Source organism: Streptomyces sp. NPDC102462, assembly GCF_044765425.1.
In the GTDB taxonomy this organism is placed as follows: Bacteria; Actinomycetota; Actinomycetes; order Streptomycetales; family Streptomycetaceae; genus Streptomyces.
In genome coordinates, this window is sequence record NZ_JBIWKB010000015.1 from 21530 (window position 1) to 46928 (window position 25399).

The 25399-nt window shown below is 71.4% G+C and carries 21 protein-coding genes; 17 read left to right on the top strand and 4 right to left on the bottom strand.

Annotated features, from left to right (window positions below; genetic code table 11):
* Positions 1–188 precede the first annotated feature (188 nt).
* The 15 genes from ACIRFL_RS15395 to ACIRFL_RS15465 all read left to right on the top strand — a co-directional run bounded on the left by ACIRFL_RS15395 (position 189) and on the right by ACIRFL_RS15465 (position 18867).
* Entirely contained in the window at positions 189–1850 is a 1662-nt protein-coding gene (locus ACIRFL_RS15395) for an ABC transporter substrate-binding protein (RefSeq protein ID WP_404028385.1), read from the top strand.
* A gap of 74 nt (positions 1851–1924) precedes the next feature.
* Positions 1925–2908: an ABC transporter permease gene (locus ACIRFL_RS15400; RefSeq protein WP_404028658.1), complete on the top strand. Its 984-nt coding sequence runs from the start codon at positions 1925–1927 to the stop codon at positions 2906–2908.
* A gap of 15 nt (positions 2909–2923) precedes the next feature.
* Entirely contained in the window at positions 2924–3817 is an 894-nt protein-coding gene (locus tag ACIRFL_RS15405; protein WP_404028661.1) for an ABC transporter permease, read from the top strand.
* Positions 3818–3932: 115 nt separating this feature from the next.
* A complete protein-coding gene (locus tag ACIRFL_RS15410) occupies positions 3933–4991 on the top strand; it encodes an ABC transporter ATP-binding protein (RefSeq protein ID WP_404028388.1) in 1059 nt (352 codons plus the stop codon).
* Entirely contained in the window at positions 4988–6124 is a 1137-nt protein-coding gene (locus ACIRFL_RS15415; RefSeq protein WP_404028389.1) for an ABC transporter ATP-binding protein, read from the top strand. The genes ACIRFL_RS15410 and ACIRFL_RS15415 overlap by 4 nt, the downstream gene beginning before the upstream one ends.
* Positions 6121–7158 carry a LacI family DNA-binding transcriptional regulator gene (locus tag ACIRFL_RS15420; RefSeq protein WP_404028392.1) on the top strand — a complete coding sequence of 346 codons (1038 nt, stop codon included), beginning with the start codon at positions 6121–6123 and terminating at the stop codon, positions 7156–7158. Before ACIRFL_RS15415 ends, ACIRFL_RS15420 begins: the two co-directional genes overlap by 4 nt.
* 363 nt (positions 7159–7521) lie before the next feature.
* Positions 7522–9114, top strand: coding sequence for an FAD-dependent oxidoreductase (locus tag ACIRFL_RS15425; RefSeq protein WP_404028664.1), 1593 nt, complete (start codon positions 7522–7524; stop codon positions 9112–9114).
* A gap of 117 nt (positions 9115–9231) precedes the next feature.
* Positions 9232–11403 carry a glycoside hydrolase family 3 N-terminal domain-containing protein gene (locus ACIRFL_RS15430; RefSeq protein ID WP_404028394.1) on the top strand — a complete coding sequence of 724 codons (2172 nt, stop codon included), beginning with the start codon at positions 9232–9234 and terminating at the stop codon, positions 11401–11403.
* 259 nt (positions 11404–11662) lie between these two features.
* Positions 11663–13342 (top strand): right-handed parallel beta-helix repeat-containing protein, encoded by a 1680-nt coding sequence (locus ACIRFL_RS15435; RefSeq protein WP_404028397.1) that lies wholly within the window; start codon positions 11663–11665, stop codon positions 13340–13342.
* Positions 13343–13484: 142 nt separating this feature from the next.
* A complete protein-coding gene (locus ACIRFL_RS15440) occupies positions 13485–14222 on the top strand; it encodes a hypothetical protein (protein ID WP_404028399.1) in 738 nt (245 codons plus the stop codon).
* A gap of 226 nt (positions 14223–14448) precedes the next feature.
* Positions 14449–15051: an RNA polymerase sigma factor gene (locus ACIRFL_RS15445; protein ID WP_404028401.1), complete on the top strand. Its 603-nt coding sequence runs from the start codon at positions 14449–14451 to the stop codon at positions 15049–15051.
* Between the two features lie 290 nt (positions 15052–15341).
* Positions 15342–16058, top strand: coding sequence for an AMP-binding protein (locus ACIRFL_RS15450; protein ID WP_404028667.1), 717 nt, complete (start codon positions 15342–15344; stop codon positions 16056–16058).
* Entirely contained in the window at positions 16004–17035 is a 1032-nt protein-coding gene (locus tag ACIRFL_RS15455; RefSeq protein ID WP_404028403.1) for an ABC transporter substrate-binding protein, read from the top strand. The genes ACIRFL_RS15450 and ACIRFL_RS15455 overlap by 55 nt, the downstream gene beginning before the upstream one ends.
* A 59-nt stretch (positions 17036–17094) precedes the next feature.
* Complete coding sequence (locus ACIRFL_RS15460; protein ID WP_404028670.1) at positions 17095–18057, top strand: FecCD family ABC transporter permease; 963 nt, start codon at positions 17095–17097, stop codon at positions 18055–18057.
* Between the two features lie 3 nt (positions 18058–18060).
* Positions 18061–18867 carry an ABC transporter ATP-binding protein gene (locus ACIRFL_RS15465; protein WP_404028405.1) on the top strand — a complete coding sequence of 269 codons (807 nt, stop codon included), beginning with the start codon at positions 18061–18063 and terminating at the stop codon, positions 18865–18867.
* A gap of 379 nt (positions 18868–19246) precedes the next feature.
* On the opposite strand, the gene ACIRFL_RS15470 is transcribed toward ACIRFL_RS15465, so the two are convergent.
* Positions 19247–20176 carry an alpha/beta fold hydrolase gene (locus ACIRFL_RS15470; RefSeq protein ID WP_404028407.1) on the bottom strand — a complete coding sequence of 310 codons (930 nt, stop codon included), beginning with the start codon at positions 20174–20176 and terminating at the stop codon, positions 19247–19249.
* 279 nt (positions 20177–20455) lie between these two features.
* A complete protein-coding gene (locus ACIRFL_RS15475) occupies positions 20456–21622 on the bottom strand; it encodes a PP2C family protein-serine/threonine phosphatase (protein ID WP_404028410.1) in 1167 nt (388 codons plus the stop codon).
* A 160-nt stretch (positions 21623–21782) separates the two neighbouring features.
* On the opposite strand from ACIRFL_RS15475, the gene ACIRFL_RS15480 reads away from it, so the two are divergent.
* On the top strand, positions 21783–22649 hold the full coding sequence (locus tag ACIRFL_RS15480; RefSeq protein ID WP_404028413.1) for a DUF1963 domain-containing protein: 867 nt from the start codon (positions 21783–21785) through the stop codon (positions 22647–22649).
* A 39-nt stretch (positions 22650–22688) separates the two neighbouring features.
* Here the strand turns inward: ACIRFL_RS15480 and ACIRFL_RS15485 are convergent, their stop codons facing one another.
* Positions 22689–23108, bottom strand: coding sequence for an ester cyclase (locus ACIRFL_RS15485; RefSeq protein WP_404028416.1), 420 nt, complete (start codon positions 23106–23108; stop codon positions 22689–22691).
* Between the two features lie 190 nt (positions 23109–23298).
* Between ACIRFL_RS15485 and ACIRFL_RS15490 the strand changes: the two genes are divergently transcribed.
* The gene (locus ACIRFL_RS15490; protein WP_404028419.1) at positions 23299–24207 is read left to right on the top strand and encodes a LysR family transcriptional regulator; all 909 of its coding nucleotides are present in this window, start codon (positions 23299–23301) and stop codon (positions 24205–24207) included.
* Positions 24208–24462: 255 nt separating this feature from the next.
* On the opposite strand, the gene ACIRFL_RS15495 is transcribed toward ACIRFL_RS15490, so the two are convergent.
* Positions 24463–25395 carry a TauD/TfdA family dioxygenase gene (locus ACIRFL_RS15495; RefSeq protein WP_404028422.1) on the bottom strand — a complete coding sequence of 311 codons (933 nt, stop codon included), beginning with the start codon at positions 25393–25395 and terminating at the stop codon, positions 24463–24465.
* Positions 25396–25399 lie beyond the last annotated feature (4 nt).

The window sequence follows — 25399 nt, forward strand, 5'->3', positions numbered from 1 at the left end:
CCCGCAAGCGGCTTGATGTTGGCTCAAAAAACCTTGACGTCACACTCTTGACGCCGTGTCGCAACCTCCGTACGTTCCCTGGTCATACGTAGAAGCAGAGTTCGGGAGTCTCCGACAGCTGATGCTCATACGTATGAGCACCTTCCTATGCGCCCCGCACCGCCCTCACGAGGAGCCAGGAGTCAGCCATGCCCACGAGAAGAGCCTTCCTAGCGCGCACCGCGGCGGCGGCCGTGGCGATCCCCCTCGGAGCGAGTGCCTGCACGGCCGGTACCGGCGGAACCGGGGCGGGCGGGAAAGGCACACGGGCGCTCGTGTTCGGCAAGACCGACGGCGGGACGACGTTCATCCGCAACTACAACATGTTCGGCCCGGCCGTCCAGAAGTCACCCAACAACGAGTTGATCTATGAGCCGCTGGCGCGGATCGACTACAGCGACGGCGCGAAGGTCAAGCCCTGGCTGGCCAGGAGCCTGGAGTTCGACGAGTCGGGCACCACCCTCACCGTGAGACTGCGCGACGACGTGACGTTCTCGGACGGCAAGCCGATGACCGCCGATGACGTGGCCTTCTCACTGGGCATTCCGCTGAAGGACCCCGAGTTCAACACCGGTGGCACCACCTACGACCGCGTCGTGAAGAAGGACGCCACCACCGTCACCCTGCACTGGAAGCGGCCGGCCTTCAGCGAACTGGGTCAGCTCGCATCGGTGCAGGTGCCGGTCGTGCCCCGGCACATCTGGGAGGGGAAGGACCTCAAGAGCTGGACCAACCCCGACCCGGTGGGCACCGGTCCCTTCACCCTGGAGCGGTTCGCACCCCAGCAGGTCACCCTGGCCGCCCGGAGCGACTACTGGGGCGGCCGGTTCGCCGTGCAGCAGCTCAAGATCGTCCCGACCAGCGGAGACGCCGTACGGGCCCAACTGCTGCGCGGTGACGTGGACTGGGCGCTCGTGGCCTGGAACGGAGCCGAGCAGGAGTACGTCGCGAAGGACCCGACGCGCCACCTGTATCAGAAGTACGCAACCGGTGGCACCTACGCCCTCTTCTTCAACACCGCCAAGGCACCCTTCGACAATGTCCATCTGCGCCGGGCGCTGGCGATGACGGTTCCGCGCAAGGACATCGTCACCACGCTGCAGCGTCCCGGTACGGAGGCCGGTCCCACCGGACTGGTCGACGAGGTCTTCGGCGATGCGATCCTGCCCGAGTACCGCCACAAGGTGCAGCCGGTGGACGCCGCCGGAGCGCAGAAGGAGCTGGCGCTGAGCGGCTTCAAGGTCGAGGGCGGCAAACTGGTCAAGGACGGCAAGTCCTACGCACCGAAGCTCTCGTTCAACCAGGACTACGGCTGGGACCCGTACGCCAACATCATGATCCGCAGCTGGCAGCGACACCTCGGGATCAACGTGAAGTCCGTCGGGGCCCCCGGTGCCAACCTCTTCGAGCAGCAGCAGACCGGCGAGTTCGACCTCACCATCAACTTCACCTTCGGTGCCGGCATCGGCGGCATCTACAGCGCGCTGAGCAGCCGGGCCTACCGCCCGCTGGGTGAGAAGGCCGCCACCAACTTCGGGCGCTGGAAGGACGAGGCCACCGATGCCGCGCTCGGAAAGTTGCTGGGGACGAACGAACCCGCGGTGACGAGGAGCGCGGGGCACGAGCTCCAGAAGATCCTCGCCGAACAGGTGCCGTACAGCCCCATCTACAACAGCTACTGGTTCATAGCCATCAACGCCGGTCACTGGGCCGGCTGGCCCACCCCGGAGCACTTCTCCTACGTGCCGTTCCCCGGCCTCGGCCCCGACACCACGCTCACCCTCCTGAACCTGAAGCAGGCCGCCAAGTGACCGCGGTGACCGCCCCCGCCGCCTCCGCCGCGCCCGCCGCGGGCCGTGCCAGGGCCCCGCGCCGCTGGGGATTCCTGGCCCGTCGCCTCGGCTTCTACCTGGCCGCCGCCTGGTCGGCGATCACCCTGAACTTCTTCCTGCCGCGACTGATGCCGGGCGACCCGTCCGCCGCGATCGTCGACAAGCTCCAGCGTGTCAGCGGCCAGCAACTGTCGCCGAGCGCCCTGGAGTCGATCCAGAAGGTCTTCGGCGAACCGGGCGCCAACCTCGGCCGCCAGTACCTCGACTACCTGGGCCGGCTGGCGCACTTCGATCTCGGCATCTCGATCAGCAACTTCCCCACCCCCGTGAGCGACCTGCTGTGGCAGGGCCTGCCCTGGACGCTGCTGCTCGTCGGCACGACCACGGTGATCGCGTTCGTGCTGGGCACGGGCATCGGAGCGGTGGCCGGCTGGAAGGCGGGCGGCCGCTTCGACACCGTCGTCAGCCCGCTCACCACGTTCGTCTCGGCCATCCCGTACTTCTGGATGGCGCTGCTCGGACTGTGGCTGTTCGCCTTCCTGCTGGGCTGGTTCCCGCTGTCCGGGGGATACGACGCCGACCTGCCGATCGGCTTCTCCCCGTCGTTCCTCCTCAGCGTGCTGCACTACGGGGCGCTGCCCGCGGCGACCATCGTGTTCTCGGCCTTCGGCGGCTGGCTGCTCGGCATGCGCAACATGACGGTGACCACCGTCCGTGAGGACTACGTCCTGCTCGCCCAGGCCAAGGGCCTGTCCGGCCGAAGGGTGCTGCTCCGCTACGCCGCCCGCAACGCAGTCCTGCCGAACTTCACCGGTTTCGCCCTCGCCCTCGGCCACGTCGTCGGCGGTGCCCTGCTCACCGAGGTCGTCTTCAACTACCCGGGCATCGGCTATCTGCTCTACACCTCGCTCCAGCAGCGCGACTACCCGGTCATGCAAGGAGTCTTCTTCCTCATCATGCTCACCGTCCTGCTGGCCAACCTGCTGGCCGACTCGGTGTACGCCCTGCTCGACCCGCGTATCAGAGAAGGAGGGTGACGGGCGTTGGGCACCGTGTTCCTCACCGGCTGGAAGGTCCGCACCGGACTCGCCGTACTGGCCTTCTTCTGTCTGCTGGCCGTGCTCGGCCCCTGGCTGGCACACAGCCTGCTGGGCCTCGACCCGCGCGCCAACGACACCAGCGTCATCGCCCGGCCGCCCAGCGCCGCACACCTGCTGGGCACCAACCAGTTCGGGCAGGACGTCCTCGCCCAGGTCATCGCCGGCGCCCGCGGCTCGATGTATGTCGGGCTGCTCGGCGCGGTGGTCGGCACGGCCATGGCGATCCTGGTCGGGGTACCGGCCGGGTACTACGGCGGCCGGGTGGACGCCGCCCTGAACTTCCTGACGAACCTGTTCCTCGTCCTGCCGGTACTGCCGCTCGTCCTGATCGTGGCCGGCTATCTGCAGGGCACCGGGCTCACCACCATCGCCCTGATCATCGGCTTCTTCGGCTGGTCCGGCGGGGCACGCACGCTGCGCGCCCAGGCGCTCAGCATCGCCAACCGTGACTTCGTACGGGCCATGCGGATGCTCGGCGAACGCGGCCGCCGACTGGTCTTCGCCGAAGTGCTGCCCCATCTGACCGGCCTCATCGCGTCCATGTTCCTGCACGCGATGATCGGCGCGGTGATGGCCGAGGCGGGACTCGCGTTCCTCGGCATCTCCGACTCCTCGGCGATCAGCTGGGGCACGATGATCCAGTCGGCGCAGCAGCAGAGTGCCGTCCTGCGCGGCCTGTGGTGGTGGTTCGTACCGCCCGGCCTGTGCATCGCCCTGATCGGTACGGCGGCGGCCCTGGTCAACTTCGGCGTCGACGAACTCGCCAACCCCAAGCTGCGGGCCGCACGCCCCGTGAGGGTGCGGCGCGCCAAGCGGCTCGCGCGGGCGGGCGGTGGGATGCGATGACCGCCTGTTCCGCACCGCCGTGTTCGCTGACCGCGTCTTGTGTACCGCCGTGTTCGCTGACCGCGTGTTCCCTACCGCCGTGTTCGACGACCGTGCAGCCCGGAGGCGGATTGCGATGACCGTACAGACCGAGCAGCACAGGCCGTCCATGGCCCCCGCCGGGCAGGCCGTCCTGGAGGTCCGTGGCCTGACCGTCGAGTACGCCACCGGCGGCGTCCCCGTGCGCGCCTGCTCCGACGTCTCCTTCACCCTGCACCGGGGCGAGATCCTGGGTGTCGCGGGAGAGTCGGGCTCAGGGAAGTCCACCTTGATCACCGCGCTGACCCGGCTGCAGCGCCCGCCCGCCGTCACCACCGCGGGCCAGGTCCTCTTCCACGGCCGCGACGGCGCCCCACCCGTCGACCTCATGGCGCTCGACGGCAGGCGGTTGCGCCGCTACCGGTGGACGGCGCTGTCCATCGTGCTGCAGTCCGCGATGGACGCGCTCAATCCGGTGATGCGGATCGGCGACCAGTTCGCCGACGTCCTGCGGGCCCGCGACCGCTCGATGACCAAGCGGGACGCCTGGTCACGGGCGGCGGACCTGCTCGCCCTGGTCGGCATCTCCGCCGACCGGGTCCGCGACTATCCGCACCAGCTCTCCGGCGGGATGCGCCAGCGCGCCGCCATCGCCCTGGCCCTGGCCTGCCGCCCCGAACTGGTGGTGATGGACGAGCCGACGACCGCCGTGGACGTCGTGATGCAGCGCCAGATCCTCGCCCATGTGCTGCGGCTGCGCCGGGAGTTGGGCTTCGCGGTCGTCTTCGTCACACACGACCTGTCGCTGCTGCTGGAACTCGCCGACCGCATCGCCATCATGTACGCCGGACGCATCGTCGAAGTGGGCGAGGCGGCAGCCCTCTACAGCACCCCGAAACACCCCTACACCCAGGGACTGCGGGACTCCTTCCCGCCGTTGCGTGCCCCGCTGCGGACCCTGCGCGGCATCCCCGGCACCCCACCCGACCTGCGCCGCCCACCGGCCGGCTGCCCGTTCCACCCACGCTGCGCGCGGCGCACCGAGGGCTGCGACGAGCGGCTGCCGGCACTGCTGCCGGTCGGACCCGAACCAGGGCACGAGGCGGCCTGCCTGCTCAATGAGACCGGCCGTGAGACGAAAGGCGGGACCCGATGAGCAAGTCCCTGCACGAGGAGGCGGCCGCCGCCGCGGGGCAGACGGCGCGGGCGGCAGAGCCGGACGAGGAACCGGCGTACGTCCTGGAAGCACGGAACGTCTCCAAGCACTTCACCGTCCGCGGCCAACTCGGCCGCACCTCCGTCGTCCGGGCCGTCGAGGACGCGACCGTACGCCTGAGACCCGGTCAGATCCTGGCGCTGGTGGGGGAGAGCGGCAGTGGAAAGACGACCCTCGCCCGGCTGCTGGCCCGCTTCCACGAACCGACACGGGGCGAGATCGTGCTGCGCGGTGAGCCCGTGAGCGGCAGCCGGCGGGCCCGGCGCGCCTATCACTCCGAGGTGCAGCTGATCTTCCAGGACCCCTTCGGGTCGCTGAACCCGCTGCACCGCGTCCACTACAACCTCGACCGCGCGCTGCGCCTGCACCAGCCGCGGCTGACCGCCGCCGGGCGCGAGCAGCGGATCACGGAGCTGCTGGAACGGATCGGCCTCACCCCGGCCGCGGACTTCGCGGCGAAGTTCCCGCACGAGCTCTCCGGCGGACAGCGCCAGCGCGTCGTGATCGCCCGCGCGCTCGCCGTGCGGCCCAAGGTCCTGCTCGGGGACGAGCCGATCTCCATGCTGGACGTGTCGATCCGGCTGGAGATGCTCAACCTGCTCCAGCGGCTGCGCACCGAGGACGGCCTGGCGCTGCTGTACATCACGCACGACATCGCCAGCGCACGCTACCTGTGCGACGAGATCGCCGTGATGTACGCCGGGCAGATGGTGGAGTCCGGCCCCAAGGAGGACCTGATCGCCGCTCCGCAGCACCCGTACACCAAACTGCTCATAGAGTCCTCCCCGGACCCCGAGCGCGGAGTGGGCGACCGCGACGCGCTCTTCGCGGGGGCCGACGAGCTGGGCGAGCCACCCAGCCTGATCGACCCGCCGACGGGCTGCCGGTTCCACCCCCGCTGCCCGTTCGCGATGCCGGAATGCCGCAGCGAGGCACCGCCGCGCACGGAGCTGGGCGACGGGCACTGGACGATGTGCTGGCTGCACGTCAAGGGCCGGGCCGGGGAACTGGCCGAGACGACACACGCCGCGGCGGCCACCGCCCGGCGCGACACGCTTCAGGGGGCATCGTGACAGCACGACGGCGTGACAAGGCACCCAGCCAGGCGGACGTGGCCCGCCTCGCCGGCGTGTCCCAGTCGGCGGTGTCCCGCGTGATCAGCGGGAACGCGGCGACCGCCCGGATCCCGGAGGAAACCCGGCAGCGGGTCTTCGAGGCGGTCCGCAAGCTCGGATACGTCGCCAACCCCGCCGCCCGGGCCATGCGCAAACAGCGCAACAACCTGCTGGGCGTGCACACCTTCGAGCGCGTCTTCCCGCACGCACGCGAGGACTTCTACTTCGAGTTCCTGCTCGGGATCGAGGAGCGGGCCGAGGAGACCGGCTTCGACCTGGTGCTGTTCACCTCCACAGGGTCCGGCAACGACGGCGAGCGCAAGATCTACCGCAACGGCACCAACCGGCTCAACCTGGCCGACGGCAGCATCCTGCTCGGTGTCTCCACCGACCGCGGCGAGCTGGCCCGGCTCTGGTACGAGGGCTACCCCTTCGTCCACATCGGCCGCCGTGAGGTGCCCGGCGCCGAGATCCCGCAGATCGTCCCCGACTACCGGGCGGCGAGCGCGCGGATCGTGGAACGGCTCGTGGAACACGGTCACCGGCGGCTCGGCTACGTACGCGACTGGATGGAGATGGAGCCCTACGAGGACCGCCGTGTCGGCTACGCGGAGGCCGTCGAACGGCTCGGGCTGACCGACACCTCCCCGGGCTTCCACGGCGCGCAGGGCATCGAGGCGGCCTGGCTCGACGAGGTGGCGCGCGGCGCGGTGACCGCGATCGTGGTGGAGAGCGTGGGGCTCGCCGAGTCCCTGCGCGAGCAACTGGCCGCCCGGGGGCGGAAGATACCCGACGACGTGTCCGTGGCCGTGCTGGAGGCGGCGCCCGCGGACCTGTCCGGGCAGTGGGACTCCCTGGTGATCCCCCGCATCGAGATCGGCCGCATCGCCGTGGACCGGCTGCAGGCCATGCTCGACGACCCCGAGCAGCGGACCGGGAGCCTGCTGGTGCCATGCCCGGTGATCGCGGGCACCACGGTTGCTGCGGTGTAGCTCCGCTGGTTGTGCCGCGTTGTGCCGTCGTTCGGCTGCGGCGCCGTTGTGGCCTGGCGCGGCCCGCGCGGCGGAGCCGGATATCGATACCGCCGCGACCTTTGGGGCGCGACCTGGCGTTGGTTGTGTGCGGCGCCGTCGTGGCTGGTCGCGCCCGCGCGGCGGAGCCGCAAATCGATACAGCCCCGCGCCCCTTGGGGGCGCGATCCGCGGTCGGTTGTGTGCGGCAGCGTTGTGGCTGGTCGCGCCCGCGCGGCGGAGCCGCAAATCGATACAGCCCCGCGCCCCTTCGGGCGCGAACCACCGCTCAACCACCTGGTACGCCCGTCATCGGCAGAAGGAGCCCCAGGCGCCATGTCAGAAATGCGAACCGAGATGCTTGTCGTCGGCGGTGGACTGGGCGGGGTGGCCGCGGCGCTCACCGCCGCCCGGCTCGGCCGTACGGTCGTGCTCACCGAAGCCACCGACTGGCTCGGCGGGCAGCTCACCGCACAGGCCGTACCGCCCGACGAGCATCCCTGGATCGAGGGTCCGGCCGCCCCGCCCGGCTACGCCGAACTGCGCCGCCGGGTACGCGACTACTACCGCCGCGCCTACCCCCTCAGACCCGGTGCCGCGCGGGACCCGCTCCTCGACCCCGGACTCGGCGTCGTGAGCCGGATGTGCCACGAACCGCGCGTCGCCGTGGCCGTCATCGAGGAAATGCTCGCTCCGTGGCGGTCCTCCGGTGCGATCACCGTCCTCACGGGCTACGAGCCCGTCGCCGCGCACACCGACGGCGACCGCATCGAGGCCGTCACGCTGGCCCACCGGCACGACGGACCCGAGATCACCGTGCATGCCGCCTACGTCGCCGACGCCACCGAACTCGGCGACCTGCTGGAACTCGCCGGAGTCGAGCACGTCATCGGCGCCGAGGGCCGCGACGAGACCGGGGAGCCACACGCGCCCGAGGCCGCCGACCCCCACGACCAGCAGGCCGTGTCCTGGTGCTTCGCCCTGGACCACCGGCCCGGCGAGGACCATGTCATCGACCGGCCCGCCGCCTACGAGCACTGGCGCACCACCGTCGCCCCGTTCTGGCCCGGCCCGCAACTCTCCTTCACCGACGTCGTCCCGATCACCCTCAAGCGCCGCACCTGGGCGCTGATGGGGGCGGACCGGGAAGCCGGCGAGCACTTCGACCTGTGGCGGTTCCGCCGCATCCTGGCCCGCGAGAACTTCACCGCCGGGGCCTTCGCCTCCGACCTCACCGTCGTCAACTGGCCGCAGATCGACTACTGGGAGACGCCGCTGCTCGGTGTCGACGCCGAGCAACGGCACGCGGCGCTCGCGGCCAGCCGCGCGCTGTCCCTGTCCTTCCTGTACTGGCTGCAGACCGAGGCGCCCCGCCCCGACGGCGGCACCGGGTGGCCGGGACTGCGGCTGCGCCCCGATGTCACCGGCACCGCTGACGGCCTCGCGAAGACGCCGTACATCCGCGAAGCGCGCCGTATCAAGGCCGAGTTCACCGTTCTCGAACAACACGTGGGGGTCGCGGCCCGGCCGCCGGGCTCCGGGAGCGAGGTGTTCCACGACAGCGTCGGCCTCGGCAGCTACCGCATCGACCTGCACCCCAGCACCGGTGGCCGCACCTACATCGACATCGAGTCCTACCCGTTCCAGATCCCGTTGGGCGCCCTGATCCCCGTACGCGTCGACAACCTGCTGCCCGCCAACAAGAACATCGGCACCACGCACATCACCAACGGCTGCTACCGGCTGCACCCCGTGGAGTGGTCCATCGGCGAAGCCGCAGGCGCCCTCGCCGCGTTCTGCCTCGACCGGGCCCTGCCACCCCGCAAGGCCCGCTCCGACCAGGCCCAACTGGCCGACTACCAGCGGCTGCTCAGCGACACGCTCGGCATCCGGCTGGCCTGGCCGGAGGAGATCCGCAGCCGGCCGCACCACTACTGAGGCCCGGCCGCGCACGCCACCGGGGCGGCAGTCGGGCCGCACCGCGGACAGCTCCCGCGCCCCTGGTCCCCTGACAGCCGGGGCGCGGGCCCGATCACACATCTGAGAGGACCCGCCATGAGCGGCCATGACCACGAGCCCCGGATCAAGGAACTCCTGGCCCGGATGACCGTCGACGAGAAACTGGGCCAGCTGCAGCAACTGGCCTGGGCCTGGGACACCGGCCCGGGCGGCGCCGACACCGAGGCCGCCGAGGCCGCCGCCCGCAAGGGCCTGCTCGGCTCGGTGCTCAACGTCGTCGGCGCCGCGGCCGGCAACGCCCTGCAGCGCATCGCCGTGGAGGAGTCACGCCTCGGCATCCCGCTGGTCTTCGGCCTGGACGTGATCCACGGCTACCACACCACATTCCCGATCCCGCTCGCCCAGGCCGCGGCCTTCGACCCGGCCGTGGCGGAGCAGGACGCCGAGGTCTCCGCGCGCGAGGCACGGTCCAACGGCACCCACTGGACGTTCGCCCCGATGATGGACGTCACCCGCGAGCCACGCTGGGGCCGGATCGCCGAGAGCACCGGCGAGGACCCGTATCTGACCGCCTCCTACGCGGTGGCCAAGGTGCGCGGCTACCAGGGCGCCGACCTGGCGGCGCCGGACCGGATCGCCGCCTGCGCCAAGCACTTCGTGGCCTACGGCGGCGCGGAGGGCGGCCGCGACTACAACACCGTCGACGTGTCCGAGCAGCGGCTGCGCAACCTCTACCTGCCCCCGTTCCGTGCCGCCGTCGACGCCGGCGCCGCCACCGTCATGGCCGCCTTCAACACCATCAGCGGTGTACCGGCACACGCCAACCCGCACACCCTGACCGGCGTGCTCAAGCAGGAGTGGGGCTTCGACGGCGTCGTGGTCAGCGACTGGACGGGTGTGCAGGAGCTGATCGCGCACGGCAACGCGGCGAACGAGGCCGAGGCCGCCCGACGGGCCCTGACCGCCGGAGTGGACATGGAGATGGTGTCCACCACCTTCGTCGACCACGGCCGGGCCCTGCTGGCCTCCGGGACGCTGAGCGAGGAACGGCTGGACGACGCCGTGGCCCGGGTGCTGCGCCTGAAGCTGCGGCTGGGCCTGTTCGAGCGCCCGTACGCCGAGGAGTCCGCGGCCCTGACCGCCCCGACCGCCGAGACACGGGCCGCGGCGCGTGCGGCCGCGGCGCGCTGCATGGTGCTGCTGAAGAACGACGACGACGTGCTGCCCCTGAACGCGTCGGCGCTGCGCTCGCTCGCCGTCGTCGGCCCCTTCGCCGACTCCGGTGACCTGCTCGGCACCTGGGTCCTGCCCGGCGCCCCCGCGGCGGTCCCCGTCCTTTCCGCGCTGCGCGAGGCACTGCCCCACACCCGCGTCACACACGCCGCCGGGGTGTCCCCGCAAGGGCCCGACACCTCCGGCATCGCGGAGGCCGTGGCCGCCGCGGAGGCCGCCGACGCCGTCGTGCTCGTGGTGGGCGAACCGCCCGCGATCAGCGGAGAGGCGGCCGTGCGCAGCGAACTCGGCCTGCCCGGCGCCCAGGAGCAGCTGATCGGCGCCGTCGCCGCGACCGGCAAGCCCTGTGTGGTGGTGCTCGTCGGAGGACGCCCCCTCACCGTCGGCGGCTGGGCGGACGAGGTGCCGGCGATCCTGGTGGCCTGGCACCCGGGCATCGAGGCCGGCCCCGCCGTCGCGGACGTACTGACCGGGGCCGTCGTCCCGGGCGGCAAACTGCCCGTGACCTTCCCACGGGCCGTCGGCCAGATCCCGCTGTACTACAACCACGAGCGGACCGGCCGCCCCTACGACCCGGCCGCCGCGGACGCGAAGTACGTCTCGAAGTATCTCGACCTCGCCGACGGCCCGGAGTTCGCCTTCGGCCACGGCCTGAGCTACACCACTTTCATGCTCGGCGCGCCCCGGCTGAACCGTGAGCGGATCGGGGCCGGGGAACTGCGGGCCGGCGCGACAGTGGAGGTGACCGTCCCGGTCCGCAACACCGGCGGCCGTGCCGGCGACGAAGTGGTCCAGCTCTACGTCCAGGATCCGGCCGCGAGCATCACCCAGCCGGTCCGCCGGCTGCGCGGGTTCCGCCGGATCCGGCTGGCGGCGGGGGAGGAGAAGGAGGTCCGCTTCACCCTGGGGGCCGACGACCTCGGCTACTGGACCAACGACCCGGCCGGGGCGTTCACCGTGGAACCGGGCGAGATACACCTCCACACCGGCACCGGCTCCCGGGCGCACACCCGGAACACCCTCCTGATCACCTGACCACCGGCAAAGCGGCACGACAGCCGCCGCCGCGCCGCCCTCCACCCCCGCCCGCGGCGGCAACCCCGCCCGGCCGAAGGGAGTGATGCGCCGAGGAGAAGTCCGCAGTCGCTCTTCGCTACATGTCGCCTGACGCCACCTCCGCTGCGCCGGACGTGGTTGTCGAGGCATGCCTCATCCACGAGTCGTCAACCGCGCGTCGGTGCGTCGTCATGGGCGCGCGGAGGGGAGAAGCATGAGGGCAAGACTATGCGCGGCCATGGTGGCCCAGGCAATGCTGGGTCTGCTGCTGGCGGGCGCCGCGACGGGAACCGCGCACGCCGCCACCACCACCTACTACGTGTCGCCGAACGGCAGCGACGGCAACAGCGGTCTGTCGCCGGACCAGGCGTGGAAGTCGATCGGGAAGGTCAACGGTTTCACCTTCCCGCAGGGCAGTGTCGTCTCGTTCCAGGGCGGGCAGACGTTCTCCGGCTGCTTGGTCTTCGACGGTGACAACGTGCCCGCCTCGTCGGCGTCGACACCGTTCAAGGTGACCTCGTACGGCACCGGGCAGGCCACTATCACCTCCGACTGCACCGGGGACTATTCGGCGGCGGTCACCGCCGACGGTGTGAGCGGCTTCCAACTGGTCGGTGTGAAACTGGTCAACGGCGCGACGACCGCGGCCGGTGTGCTGCTGCAGAACCAGAGGTCGTCGACGGCGACCAAGGGGCTGAAGGTGACCGGTTCGGACATCTCCGGGTTCGCGACGCCGAGCGGCAGCAGCAGCACCTTCGGCGGGCAGATCATGGTGCTCGGGTACGCGGTGAACGGCAACACCGGGCCGCTGGACGACGTGCAGATCCTCGGCAACGCACTGCACGGCGCCGGCGTGACCTCCCAGGCCGGTCCCGGTGTCTACGGCTGGGGCTCCGGGGTCAACATCACCAACGTGCGCGTCGAGGGCAACACCGTGTACCACCTCGGCATGGCCGCCAAGAGCACCGGCGCCGCCGTCACCGCGAACGGCTGGGACGGCGCGGTCATCCAGCACAACGTGGTGCACGACATCGGCGCGAACGTGACCTCGTGCGGCGGCGCCAGCGGCATCATGTCATACACCTCCAACAACGTGGCGATCCGTCACAACGAGGTCTACAACGTGCAGCCCGTCCCGGACTACACGGCCGGCTGCGACTGGGACGGCATCGATCTCGACGGCGGCACCACGAACTCGGTCGTGGAGTACAACTACACCCACCACAACGCGGGCAGCGGCCTGCTGGCGTACACCTCGACCGCCGGGTCGCGGGTGTGGGGGCCGAACACCTTCCGCTACAACGTGTCCGAGAACGACGACTGGGCGAACGCGCAGGGCGGCCTGTTCAACGTGGTGCCCAACGCCCCGAAGAACGCGCTGTCGATCTACGGCAACACCTTCTTCACCAACAAGGACCAGAGCACCAACAAGAAGGCCGGCACCAGCGCCTGCTTCCTGTTCGGCTACGCGGCGGGCACATGGGCCGGCGGCTCGCAGATCAAGGACAACATCTGCCACATGGCCAACAAGGGCAGCTTCGGCAAGACCGGACAGCTCTACTACAACCCCTACAACCAGACCGGGATGACACTGTCCCACAACCTGTACTACGGGACGAACACCGCCGGATGGCGCTGGGGCGGCACGACCTACGGCGACTTCGCCGCGTGGGCGGCGGCGGGGCTGGAGTCGGGCGCGGTGTGGGGCGACCCGCTGTTCACCTCGCCCGGCGCCGGCGGCACCTGCACATGGTCGCCCGCCTCGGGCGCCGGGCCGCAGCCGTGCCCGCAGGCGTACACCCTCAAGTCCGGTTCCCCGGCGCTGGGTGCGGGTGTGGCGGTGTCCGGCAACGGCGGCGTGGACTACTACGGGACCACCATTCCGGGCACGCCGAACATCGGGGCCGACGCCGGATAACCGCGGTAGTCGTTCCCCGCGGTCCCCGAGTTCCCGTGTGCTGGGGTGAGTTGAGTCACGCCCCTGCCGGTGAGTGGGGAGGCGGGTGCTCATCCGTATCCCCTGACGACCACCGGGCGCCGGGTGCGAGGATGGGCACACTATGACTGTCCGAGGGTGGTGCCGCGCGGTGCGGGCCGGCGTGTTCGCCGCCGCCTGCGTGCTGCTCGCCGCCCTCGGACACGTCACCATGTCGGGGACCGCCGTCCCCTGGTGGGCCATGGCGGCGGGGGCGACCGGGACCGGCGCGGCCGGCTGGTCGCTGGCCGGCCGGGAGCGCGGACGCACGGTGATCGTCGCGGTCGTGACCGCCGCACAGGCGGTCCTGCACGAGACCTTCTCCCTGGCGCAGAACCTCGTGTCCGCATCCGTGCCGGCTCCCGCCGCCGTGCCCCGGGCCGACGGCTCCACGCGCATGAGCGCCACGGACCCGGGCTCCATGGGGTCCATGGACATGGGCTCCATGGCCGGCACGGACCTGGGGTCCGCGCACATGGGGCACATGGGGCACATGGGGCACGGCATGGCCGGCATGACGCACGGGCCCGACATGGCCGGCATGAGCGGTGCCGCCTCGGTCGGCATGTTCGCCGCGCACCTCCTGGCCGCGGCCCTGTGCGGGCTGTGGCTGGCCTACGGCGAGCGGGCCGTCTTCCGTGTCCTGCGGGCGGCGGCGGCCTGGCTGGCGGCGCCCCTGCGGCTGCTGCTTGCTCTGCCCACGCCGTTCATCCGCCCGTCCGTGCACCGCTGCCGCGATGCCGCCTGTCCGGCTCCGGTGCGTCTGCTGCTGTGCTGTTCCCTCACCTTCCGGGGGCCGCCCGCGGGTGCCGCTGTCAGCTGAGACAGCCGGATCCACCGGGGCCCGCTCCGCCTCCCTTCCTGCGGCGCTCGCGCGCAGGTCTTCCAGCAGGCTCCTCGCGGTGGCGCGGCCACGCGCCACCGCGAGCAGAACGTTCCTGACGGCCCCGGGCATCGCCGTACCTCTCGCGTACGGCCGCACCCCATGTGCCGGTGAGCCACGCCCCTGTGCGGGCCGGGCCCCGGAAGACCCGAGGAGGACATCACTGATGATCTCTGTCCTGCCCGCTTGCCGGGTGGATCGTGCCGCCGCGGACGCGTCGGCGACCGCCTGGGCGCTGGCCGCCCGTGGCGGGGACCCCGACGCGGCCGACCACTTCGTCCGTGCCCTGCACGGCGACGTGCTGCGCTACGTCGCCCGCCTCAGCGGCGACCCCCAGACCGCCCACGACCTCGCCCAGGACACCTTCGCGCGGGCGTTCGGCAGCCTGCACCGCTACGAAGGCCGCGCCTCGGCCCGTACCTGGCTGCTGTCGATCGCCCGTCGCACGGTCGCCGACAGCCTGCGCCGCGCCGCGGTCCGCCCCCGGATCGCGGACACCACCGACTGGCAGACGGCGGTGGAACGCACCCAACCGTGCGGACTGCCGGGCTTCGACGACGGCGTGGCCCTGCTCGACCTCCTGGAGACGCTGCCCGGGCAACGCCGTGAGGCGTTCGTGCTGACCCAGGTGGTCGGGCTGTCGTACGAGGAGGCGGCAGGCCACCTCGGCTGTCCCGTCGGCACGGTCCGCTCCCGGGTCTCCCGCGCCCGGGCCACCCTCGGACGGCTGCTCCAGGAAGCCGACGCGCCGGGCGGCCACGCGGCCTGACCCGGGCGCCTTCCCGCGCCGGGACCACCGGTGCCGAAGCTCCCGGTGGCGCGGCCCCCTGGAAGGGGCCGCGCCACCGGGACCCGACGGCACGCCTCGTGGCCGGTCCGTGCCCGGTGAGCGGCGAAGGGATCGGACGACGTGCCGGATCGCCGTGGGAACTGCCTGGCCAGTTCGTCCGACTCCTACTGCGACACCGACTCGGCGGCCGGCCACGGCGGTAGCGGCCAGGAGGGGCCTGCATACGGCTGCTGTTCCTGGAGGAGGAGTTCACCCCCATCGCCGAGGGCCTGCCCACCGAGCCGCCCGAGACCGTCGTCCTCGTGAGCGCGATCGACACGTGGCGTGCCGAACACTCCGATGAGGAAACGGAGTTCGAGCCCACCCCCGACACGCCGGTCGCCCAGCTCTACACCAGCGGCACCACCGGCCTTCCCAAGGGGGTCGTGCTCGCCCACCGCAGCTTCTTCGCGATCCGCGACGCCCTCGCGAGCGAAGGACTGGACTGGATCGACCGGCGGGCCGGTGACATCGCGCTGATCGGCATCCCCGCATTCCATGTCGGTGGCCTGTGGTGGGCCACCCAGAACTTCAACGCCGGCACCACCGTCGTGGCGATGCGCGCGTTCGCCGCCCGGCAGGCCGTGGATCTGATCCGCGGTCTCGGCATCACCACCGTCTGCGTGGTCCCCGCCATGCTCCGCATGATGCTGACCGAACCGGGCGTCAGCGCCCGGGACTTCGCCACCCTGCGCAAGACGGTCTACGGCGGCTCCCCGATCTCGCAGGCGCTGCTGGGGGCGAGCCTCGCCGTCCTGGACTGCGAGTTCGCCCAGATCTACGGGCTGACCGAGACCGGCAACACCGTGCCGGGAACTTACGGCCACTTCACCTCGACTACTGCAACAGACACCTTCACGTCACGCGTACATCCCTCACGCAAGGAGCCCGCATGCCGATCAACCGGCCGGTCGCCGCCGCCCTGGCCGCAGCAGTCTGCCTCCTGACGGCGGCATGCGGCTCATCGTCGGACGACAAGGCGAGCGACACGGCGACCGCGGCTGCGAAGACCGGCTACCCGGTGACTCTCGACAACTGCGGCCAGAAGGAGACCTTCACGAAGGCCCCCAGCCGTGTCGTCGTCATGAACGGCGCCTCCGTGGCCGAGGTCTCCACGCTGCTTGCCCTCGGCCTCGGGGACAAGATCGTCGCCAACCAGCAGAGTTACGGCATGTCCGAGGTGCCGGGCCGGGCCGAGGCCATCAAGAAGCTGCCCACCGGGAACGTCAAAGTCAACGAGGCCTACGATATCCCCCGCGAGGCCATGCTCGGCCTGCGCCCCGACCTCGTCCTGTCCGTCACCACGTACGGCTTCGACCAGAAGAACGGCTTCGCCACCCGCGAGCAGCTGAAGCAGGTAGGAGCGGGCAGCTACGTCTCCCCGCAGGGCTGCGACGACGACCCCTCCAAGATGACCGTCGCCGACAGCTACCAGCTGCTGCGCGACATGGGAAAGATCTTCAACGTCAGCGACAGGGCCGAGAAGCTGATCGCCGAGTCCGAGAAGAACATCGCGGCGGTCTCCGAAAAGGTCAAGGGAGAAAAGACCCCGAACGTCATGGTGCTCTTCTCCAACATGTCCATGGGCAGCAACGACTTCAGCTCGGTCGTCGCCAACGGCATCATCAACGACATCCTCGCCAAGGCCGGAGGCGCCAACGCCTTCGAGACCGCTGCCAGGACCACCTTCGCCGACCTGAGCAAGGAGAAGGCGGCCGCCACCGACGTCGACGCCCTCGTCGTCATCAGCTACAACGACCCCGACCCGGCGGCATACGCCAAGAAGCTGCTCAAGGAGTTCCCCCAGTGGCCGGCCGCCGAGAACAACACCTACGTGACGCTGTCCGACTCGATGTACCTGGGTCCCAGCAACGACCTGGCCGTGGAGAAGGTCGCGAAGATGCTGCACCCGGACGCCTTCTGAGCCGGCTCCAGGCCCCGCTGGCGTTCACGCTCCTGCCCGTCGCGTTGCTTGCCACCACGATCGTGGCGATCAGCATCGGTGCGGTCAACGTGCCCGTCGGTGACGTGTGGAGCATCGTCCTCCACCACGTCACCGGCGCCGGGGCGGCACCCACCGACCCCGCGCTCGATCAGATCGTCTGGAACTTCCGCACACCGCGGGTCATTCTGGCGGCCCTGGTCGGCGCGGGCCTGGGCGTGTCCGGTGCGGTGCTGCAGACCGTGGTGTCCAACCCGCTGGCCGACCCCATCGTGCTGGGCTTCTCCTACGGCGCCACGCTCGGCGCGGTCCTCGTCATCACGCTCGGCGGCCAAGTGGCACTCGCCGGGCTCGGGGTGTCGGCGGCGGCCTTCGTCGGAGCCGTGGCCGCAGGCGCGCTGGTGTTCACGCTCGGGCAGCGCCGCGGACGGCTGGCGCCGACCCGGCTGGTGCTCGCGGGCGTCGCCGTCGGCTATGTCTTCCTCGCGGCGACCAGCTACGTCCAGCTCCAGGCGACCCCCACCGAACTGCGGACGGTCATGTTCTGGATGCTGGGCAGCGTCGCGGGCGCCCAGTGGGACCAACTGCCCACGGTCACCGTCGTGGTACTCGTCACCACCACACTGCTGTCCTTGTTCGGCCGCCGCCTCAACGTGCTGCTCGCCGGGGACGAATCGGCGACCGCGCTCGGCGTCGACGTCAACCGGTTGCGTGCCGTCCTGCTGGTCCTCAGCACGCTGCTGACCGGTACGGTCATCGCCGTCGCCGGCAGCATCGGCTTCGTCGGCCTGATGATCCCGCACCTGGTGCGGCTGACCATCGGCGCCGACCACCGTCGGCTGTTGCCGCTGACGGCGCTGCTGGGCGCCGTCTACCTGGTTCTTGTGGACCTGCTCTCCCGCACCCTCAACCGCCCCAACGAACTGCCGCTGGGCATTCTCACCGCCCTGCTCGGCGCCCCCTTCTTCCTGTGGCTGCTGCGCCGCAACAAGGGCCTGGACTGAAGCATGAAACTCCTCGTCGACCGGCTCCGGATCACCCTGGACCGCAACCCTGTTCTCCGTGACGTGAGCCTTGAGGTCCGTGCAGGCGACATCGTCGGCCTCGTCGGCCCCAACGGCAGCGGCAAATCGACCCTGCTGCGCGCCGTCTACCGTTCACTGCGCCCGGCGGACGGGGCCGTCAGGGTGGGCGAGGACGACGTGTGGGAACTGTCCCCGCGCGTCGCGGCCCGCCGTACCGCGGCCGTCCTCCAGGACGCCGGCGGCGCCACCACCGGCCTGACCGTCACCGAGATCGTGGCCCTCGGCCGCGCTCCTCACCACGGCCTGCTCGGCCGTGACGGGCCCGGGGATCACAAGGCCGTGTCCGACGCCATCGACCGCTGCGGGGTCAGGCCCTTCGCCGGCCGCGCCTACGCCTCCCTGTCCGGTGGCGAACGTCAACGCGTCCTGCTGGCACGCGCACTGGCCCAGAACCCCCGGCTCCTCGTCCTGGACGAGCTGACCAACCACCTGGACATCCGGGCCCGGTTCGAACTCCTGGACCTGATCCGCGCCACCGGTGTCACCACCCTCGTCGTCCTGCACGACCTCGACCTCGCCGCCCGCCTCGGCGACCGGCTGGTCGTCCTGCGCGACGGAGCCGTGGCCGCGGCGGGGCCGGTCCTGGACGTGCTCACACCTGACCTCCTCGCCGACGTCTTCGGCGTCCGCGCCACCGCCGAACGGCACGCCGACGGTGTCATCCGCATCACCTACGCGGCCCGTCCCCTCGCACGGACCCGGACCCCGGCGACCGGGTTCTCCGCGTGACGCGCAGTGCGCAGGCATCGACCGGCCCAGGCGTGCGGCGGCGCGGGGGCTTTCGACCGCGTCGATGAAACGCACCGCCGTGCCGTCGAGGATGCCGAGGTGGACCGTCTCGGACGTCTCGGCGTTCAGCCGCTCAAGGAAGGGGCGCAGGGCCTGACGCACGTCGAAAGGTCAGTCGCGTGGAGACCCGTAACGGCTCCCGGCTGCTGGTCGAATCGGTCCGCTCCGGGCAGTGGGTTGCCTTGTGCGCGCACCCTCCGCCGGCGCCCGTGCCGGAGCCACACCGTGAACACCGCTTCCAGGCCGGCTCGCGTGCGGGCGCCACGCGGCCGGCGGCCCGCGCGTCACGCGCACGCGCGGCCGTCGTCGGTCGTGTCCGTCAGCGCGTGGTGTGCCGCGGTCGCCGGCCGGGCCACAGCACCGCCGTGCCGACGGTGAGGAGGACGGCGGCGATCCCGCCGAGCACGAGGGCCTGCTCGCTTGGCCCGCCGGTGCCGGTGTGCGCCAGCTGCGGGGCGGCGCTGCCCGCGGCCGCGGCGGCGCCCTGGAGGATCAGACCGGCCACGGCGTCGGGGCGGGCGATGAGGGACACATGGCAGGAGTCGATCTCCTGCGTGTGGGAGTGGGCCCGTTCGGCCTCGAAGCGCTCCTGCCGGGGGCTGATGGTCATGTCCTGCCGTCCGATCAGCGCCCAGGACGGGATCTGCTTCCATGCGGCGACCTTGGCCGTCTCGGAGAACGCGGTCGTGGCGGCCGGGCGCTGGGTGACGCCCAGCAGGTTCGCCTGGCTCTCCGGGAGGCAGTTGGCGAAGACCGGGTGCACCTTGTCCCGCTTGAGGTACAGGTCGGTGCCGCCGGCACCCGCGGTCCGGTACGGCACGGAGTCCGTGGCGGTGCCCAGGGCGCTCGGGAAACGAGCGGACAGCGACATACCGCTCTCACCGACGTCGGGCATCAGCGCGTTGATGTACACCAGGGACTTGACCTGGGGGTTTCCCACCGCGGCCGTACTGATGACGGCACCGCCGTAGGAGTGACCCGCCAGCACGATCGGTCCCTTGATCGTCTTCAGGACGGAGGCGATGTACGCGGAGTCGCTGTACAGGCCGCGCAGCGGGTTGGCCGGGGCCATCACGGGGTAACCATGGCGCTTCAGCCGCTCGATCACGCCGTTCCAGCTGGAGCCGTCCGCGAAGGCGCCGTGCACCAGGACGATCGTGGGCTTGGCGGCGCTTACGGCGCCGTCCGCCACCGCGGGAGCCGTGGCCGCCGTGCACAGGGCCGCGACCGCGCACCCTGCCGTCGCCACGCGCAACGCCCTGCTTCGCGGCAGTGAGCCGCGTATCGCGGGTACCGTCATATCGACCTCGCTCTCGATGGGGGCCTACGGCACCTCAGCGTTCACCCCGTCGACCGAACGGGCCCGGCGATGACATCCAACCGGGTGATGTTCGCGCGGCATCGGAGTGATGTCCCGCATGTCGCCCGGCCATCGCCCGGCAGCTGGGCCGGCCGCGGCGGCGGACGTCTTCGCGCCCCAGCCGTACGTCCGCCCGCCGTGGCCGGCGGCGGCCCCCTCGCGTGTCGCTCACCGGCCGGGGACCGTTGAGAGAGGCTTCCGGTGCCGCCGTGGCTGCTTCGAAGAGGACCGCGAGCCGCCACAGCCGTGCGCGGGGCGGGACAGGGCGAGGACGGCCAGGTCGTCCTGCCGCTCGCCGTCGGTCCACCGCGACACGTCCCGCACCAGGCTGTCGACGATGTCCCGTGGATGGGCCCGTGTGTGCCGGGAGAGGTCGGGCTCGGGGTCGTAGAAGGTTCCCTGACCGTTGCGGGCCTCCAGGACGCCGTCGGTGACCATGAGCACGACGGCGTCGGCGGCCAGCGGAAAGGTGTCCGGAGTACCGTTCGGGACGGCGTCGGCCAGTCCGGTGCCGAGCGGCGGATCGGGTGCGGTCGGCTCCAGCCGCGTCACCGTGCCCGCTCGCAGGAGGAACGGGGCGGGGTGGCCCTTGGACAGCAGGGAGATGCTGCCGCCGCCGGCCGGGATCTCGGCGAGCAGGACGGTGGTGAGGCACCCGGAGTCCTCGTCCGCCGCGTGGCAGTCCCGCTCCAGGGCGTGTTCGAGGCGCTGCGCGAGGACAACCAGGTCGGGAGCGCACTCCGCGGCCTCGCGGAACGCGCCCAGGACGGCGGAGACCGCGGGCACGGCGCGCATGCCCTTGCCGACGACGTCTCCCACGATGGCGCGCACACCGAAGGGTGACTCCTGCACCGCGTAGAGGTCTCCGCCGATCCTGGCCTCCGCCTGAGCGGGCTCGTACCGGGCGGCCACACGGAAGGAGCCCACCCACGCCGGAGGCACCGGCAGCACGGCGCGCTGCGCGGCCTCCGCGATGTCGCGTGCCTCGGTCAGCCGGCCCGTCTGCACGGACATGAGGTGGCTGACCCACAGACCCAGCAGGCCGATCAGCAGCACCACGGCGAGGTCCACCGAAGTGGCCGCTGCCGGGCGGCCGATCAGCACATCGACGACGATCGACGCCAGGCAGGCCGCGACGGCCGTGACGGCGGCACCACGGTGTGTGCGCAGCACGGTGCATCCCACGAGGGGAGCCGCCGCCAGCAACGGCAGGCCGACGTACGGCTGGGGCGCGAAGAGGTCGGCCGCCGCGCCGCCGAGAATCAGCAGCGCCGGGAACGCACGGGCGATGCTCACCGCGGTGGCGTGCCTGCCCTGGGCGCTGGACAACGGCATAAAACGTCACTTCCTCGGGCGAAGGGGTCTTTGCGTAAAGGTATCCGTGTCGGTGGAGGTGTGCGCGGGACACCGTCACACGGATGTCGCCTCGGCGCTCTGCCGTCGACCGGCGAGACACCCCGTGAGACGCCTGACAGCGTCACGATAGATTCCGGGTATGAGCGAGATGAGGCGTGGCGGGTCCGAACCCGCCGGTGGGGCCGGTGACTTGGGCGGAGAGCCGGCCGAGGGGGCGGTGGAAGGGCGGGCCGCGCGTTTTCGCGCGGAGGCCGCGGCGCGGGGATTGCCGGCGGACGCGGTGGCGGAGTTCATACGTGTCGCACGCCCGGCGGTCTATCTGGCGGAGGACGGCGAGGGGCCGGTGGCCGCGAGGACCGGCGGTTACCCGCTACTGCCCGCCGGCGCCGCCTTCCCCGACGCCTGCTTCGTCGCCGCCGTCGACTGTGCGGCGCTGCCGTCCGGGGCGACCGATCTGCCGCTGCCCACCGAGGGGCACCTGCTGTTCTTCGCCGACCCCGATCCCGGATCAGGTGCCGTCCTGGCCGACGCCGTGCGGTACGTTCCCGCCGGTACACCGCTGGTCGAGCGCGCCATGGGCGCGGACATACCGGACTGGTACGAGCCGTACGGGCGGACGGTGCTCGACTTCACCTTCCACCAGTGGTGCTGGCCAATGTGGATCGAGGACGAAGACGACGACGACGACGCCGACGAGGACCACCGGGGCCTGCCGCACGCGGCCGAGCTGGGCGCCGCCTGGTCACATGTGGTCGGTTGGCGCCCCCGCTGGCGGCTCCAGCTCGGCGGTCATCCGAACTTCCACAACTGGGACCCGGTCGAGGCCGCCCGCGACGATCATCCGCTCGACGGGGACCTGGACGAGTGGACGCTGCTGGCCTCGTGGCGTGCCGACGAGGACGCGGAGGAACACCTGGACGGCGGCCTCTTCCACTGGGTGATCCGCCGCGCCGACCTGACCGCACACCGCTTCGACCGGGTCTACGTCTACGTCGACATGGTGTGAGCGGCGGTCACTTGCCGCCCGGGGCAGCCCTGGGCGGCCCTACAGGGAGAACTTGAGCCCGAGCTGGGCGGCGATCGAGAAGTAGTCCTCCAGATGCCAGGTCCGCACGATCCGGCCGCCCGCCAGGCGATGGAAGTCCGACGCGCGGAACTCGACGGTGCGCCCGGTGCCGGGGACACCCAGAAGCTCGCCGGTGTGGATGCCACGGCTGACCGCGCGCACCGCCACCAGGTCCCCGGACACCACGACATCCTCGATCGTGACGGTCAGGTCGGTGAACACGCCGCGCAGGTGAGCGATGCTCGCCTTCCACCCGGCGGATCCAGGAGTCCGCAGTCCCGGGACGGCCTCCCAGTCGGCGGCCAGCGCCTCGTCCACCAGCGATGTGTCACCGGTGCTGAGCGCATCGTACAAACGCCGGACCGTGGTCTCGGCCCGGCTCGTGCTGTGCAGAGGCATCGTGGATCTCCTCCAGGACTGGGGTAGGCCCGGTGCCGCGGACCGCGGCGGGCGCATGACCTCACGCTACGAACGGGCACTTCCGGCAGTCCAGGACCTGTTCCGCACCACGTGATACGGATGGGGCATCAGTGCTGCTCATGGGGTCTTTCCCGGGCATCGGCGGCGTCCGGCAGTATGCTGTCGAGGCATGTCGGACCTGAATCCGCCGCCGGCGGACCTCGATCTTCGGCTGGTGCGGTATTTCATCGCGGTCGCCGGACACCGGCATTTCGGTCGCGCCGCCGCCGAACTGCGCATCGCGCAGCCCGCGCTGAGCCGGCAGATCCGCAGGCTCGAAGCCCAGCTCGGCGCCCGGCTACTGGACCGCGGGCGGCAGGGGACCCGGCTCACCGAGGCCGGGGAGGTCTTTCTGCCGCGTGCCAGGGCGCTGCTGCGCTCGGCCGCCCAGGCCGCCGCCGCCACCCGGGCCGCCGCCCGGCCCACCCGGATCACCATCGGGTACACCGCGGGCCTGATCATCACCCCGGCCGTGCGCGATCTGCGCGGCAAGCACCCGGAGGCGGAGGTGCACTCCCTGCACCTGGAGTGGAACGAGCCACGCGAGGCCCTGCTCGACCACCGGGTGGACGCGGCGGTGACCCGGCTGCCCCTGCACACCGGCGGGCTGCACGTGACCGTCCTCTACGACGAGCCCCGGATGCTCCTGGTGCCCCTGGGACACCGGCTGGCCGGCAAGGAATCGGTCACCCTCGACGACATCGCCGACGAGCCCGTTCCGCGGTTCCCCGATCACGAGTGGAGCGCGTACTGGCGCATCGACCCGCGGCCCGGCGGCAGCCCCGCACCTGACGGTCCCCTCGTGGAGACGATCGAGGACAAGCTGGAGTCCATCGCCGCGGGGCAGGCCGTGGCCATTGTCCCGGCCGCCCTGCACGCCGGCGGCCTGCGCCCCGACCTCACCGTGGTCCCGCTGCACGGGGTCGAGCCCGGCCATGTCGTCCTGGCGACTCGGGCGGCGGACCGCAGCCGCCTGGTGACGGCGTTCCGCAAGTCCGCCGAGGACCACCTCACAGGCCCCGACCCCGGCGAACCATAGCGCTCCGCTGGGCGCGCCGCGCTGTGCCGTCGGTCGTCTGCGGCACGGTCGTGGCTGGTCGCTCCGCCAAGTTCTCGGCGTTCTCGGCGTTCTCCGCTTCGCTCGAACAGGGGCCCCCATCGCGGCGGAGCCGCATATCGATAAAGCCCCGCGCCCCTCCGGGGCGCGGGCGAACCGCGGCGGACTTCACGGGACCTGCGCCGCTTGACCACCGGACTCGCGGCCGGGGCCGCGGCGGCTCGGTCGCAGGTCGGGTCAGTCCGACATGGCTACCAGGACCCGCCGAGGGCCCGTGAAGGGGCGGCGGCCGCGGGCGACGAGTACGTTGTCGATCAGCAGCAGGTCCCCGGCCGCCCACTCCACGTCGACCGCCAGTTTCAGGCCCGTCTCCTGGATGTGCGTGATGTACTCCGGCGGCACGGGACGGCCGTCGGCGAACGTCACCGCCTGCGGCAGTTCGTCCTCCGGCAGCACCTCCCGGACCTCGGCGCCCTGCTCGCCCAGGCCCGCGAAGTGGAACTGGTCCGCCTGGTTGAACCACACCTCCGCGCCCGTGAACCGATGCCGTACGGTGGCCGGTCCGAGATGGGTGATGCGCAGCGTGCCGTCGCGGGTCCACGTCCACTTTGCGCCCGTACCGGCGAGATGCGCGTCCACCGTCGACCGGTCGTCCGTCTCGAACGTGTCCTGCCAGCTCTTGCCGAACCCGAAGCCGTCATGCAGGTTCTGCACATAGCGCACGCCCGCCGAGAACGCCTCCCGCACCTCCGCGTCCAGCGACCGGAGCCACCGCGCCCCGTCCACCACGGGCGTCGCCCCACCGGTGTGCGGGACCTGCTCGCAGTAGAAGAGCAGACGGGCCGGCCAGGAGGAGGCGTAGGACAGCTCGTTGTGCATCGAGATGACGAACTCCGCCGGATACTCCGTGGACGTGTAGACGTTGTCGCCCACCTTGGTGCGCGGCGAGTTGCCGTGGACGTACGCCAGCCGCCGCGGCAGCAGCGCGTCGACGACGCCGCCGTGGGTGTCGGGTGTGATGCCGAACCCCCGCAGGACCAGCGCCTTTTCCGCCGTCAGCACCTTGGTCAGGTCGATGCGCCCGAGCAGGTCGAGCAGGCCCGCGGCGCTCGCCTCGACACCCGAGTCCCCGGGGGTCACCTCGTACGGCAGCCAGGTCGTGTCCGTCACCGTG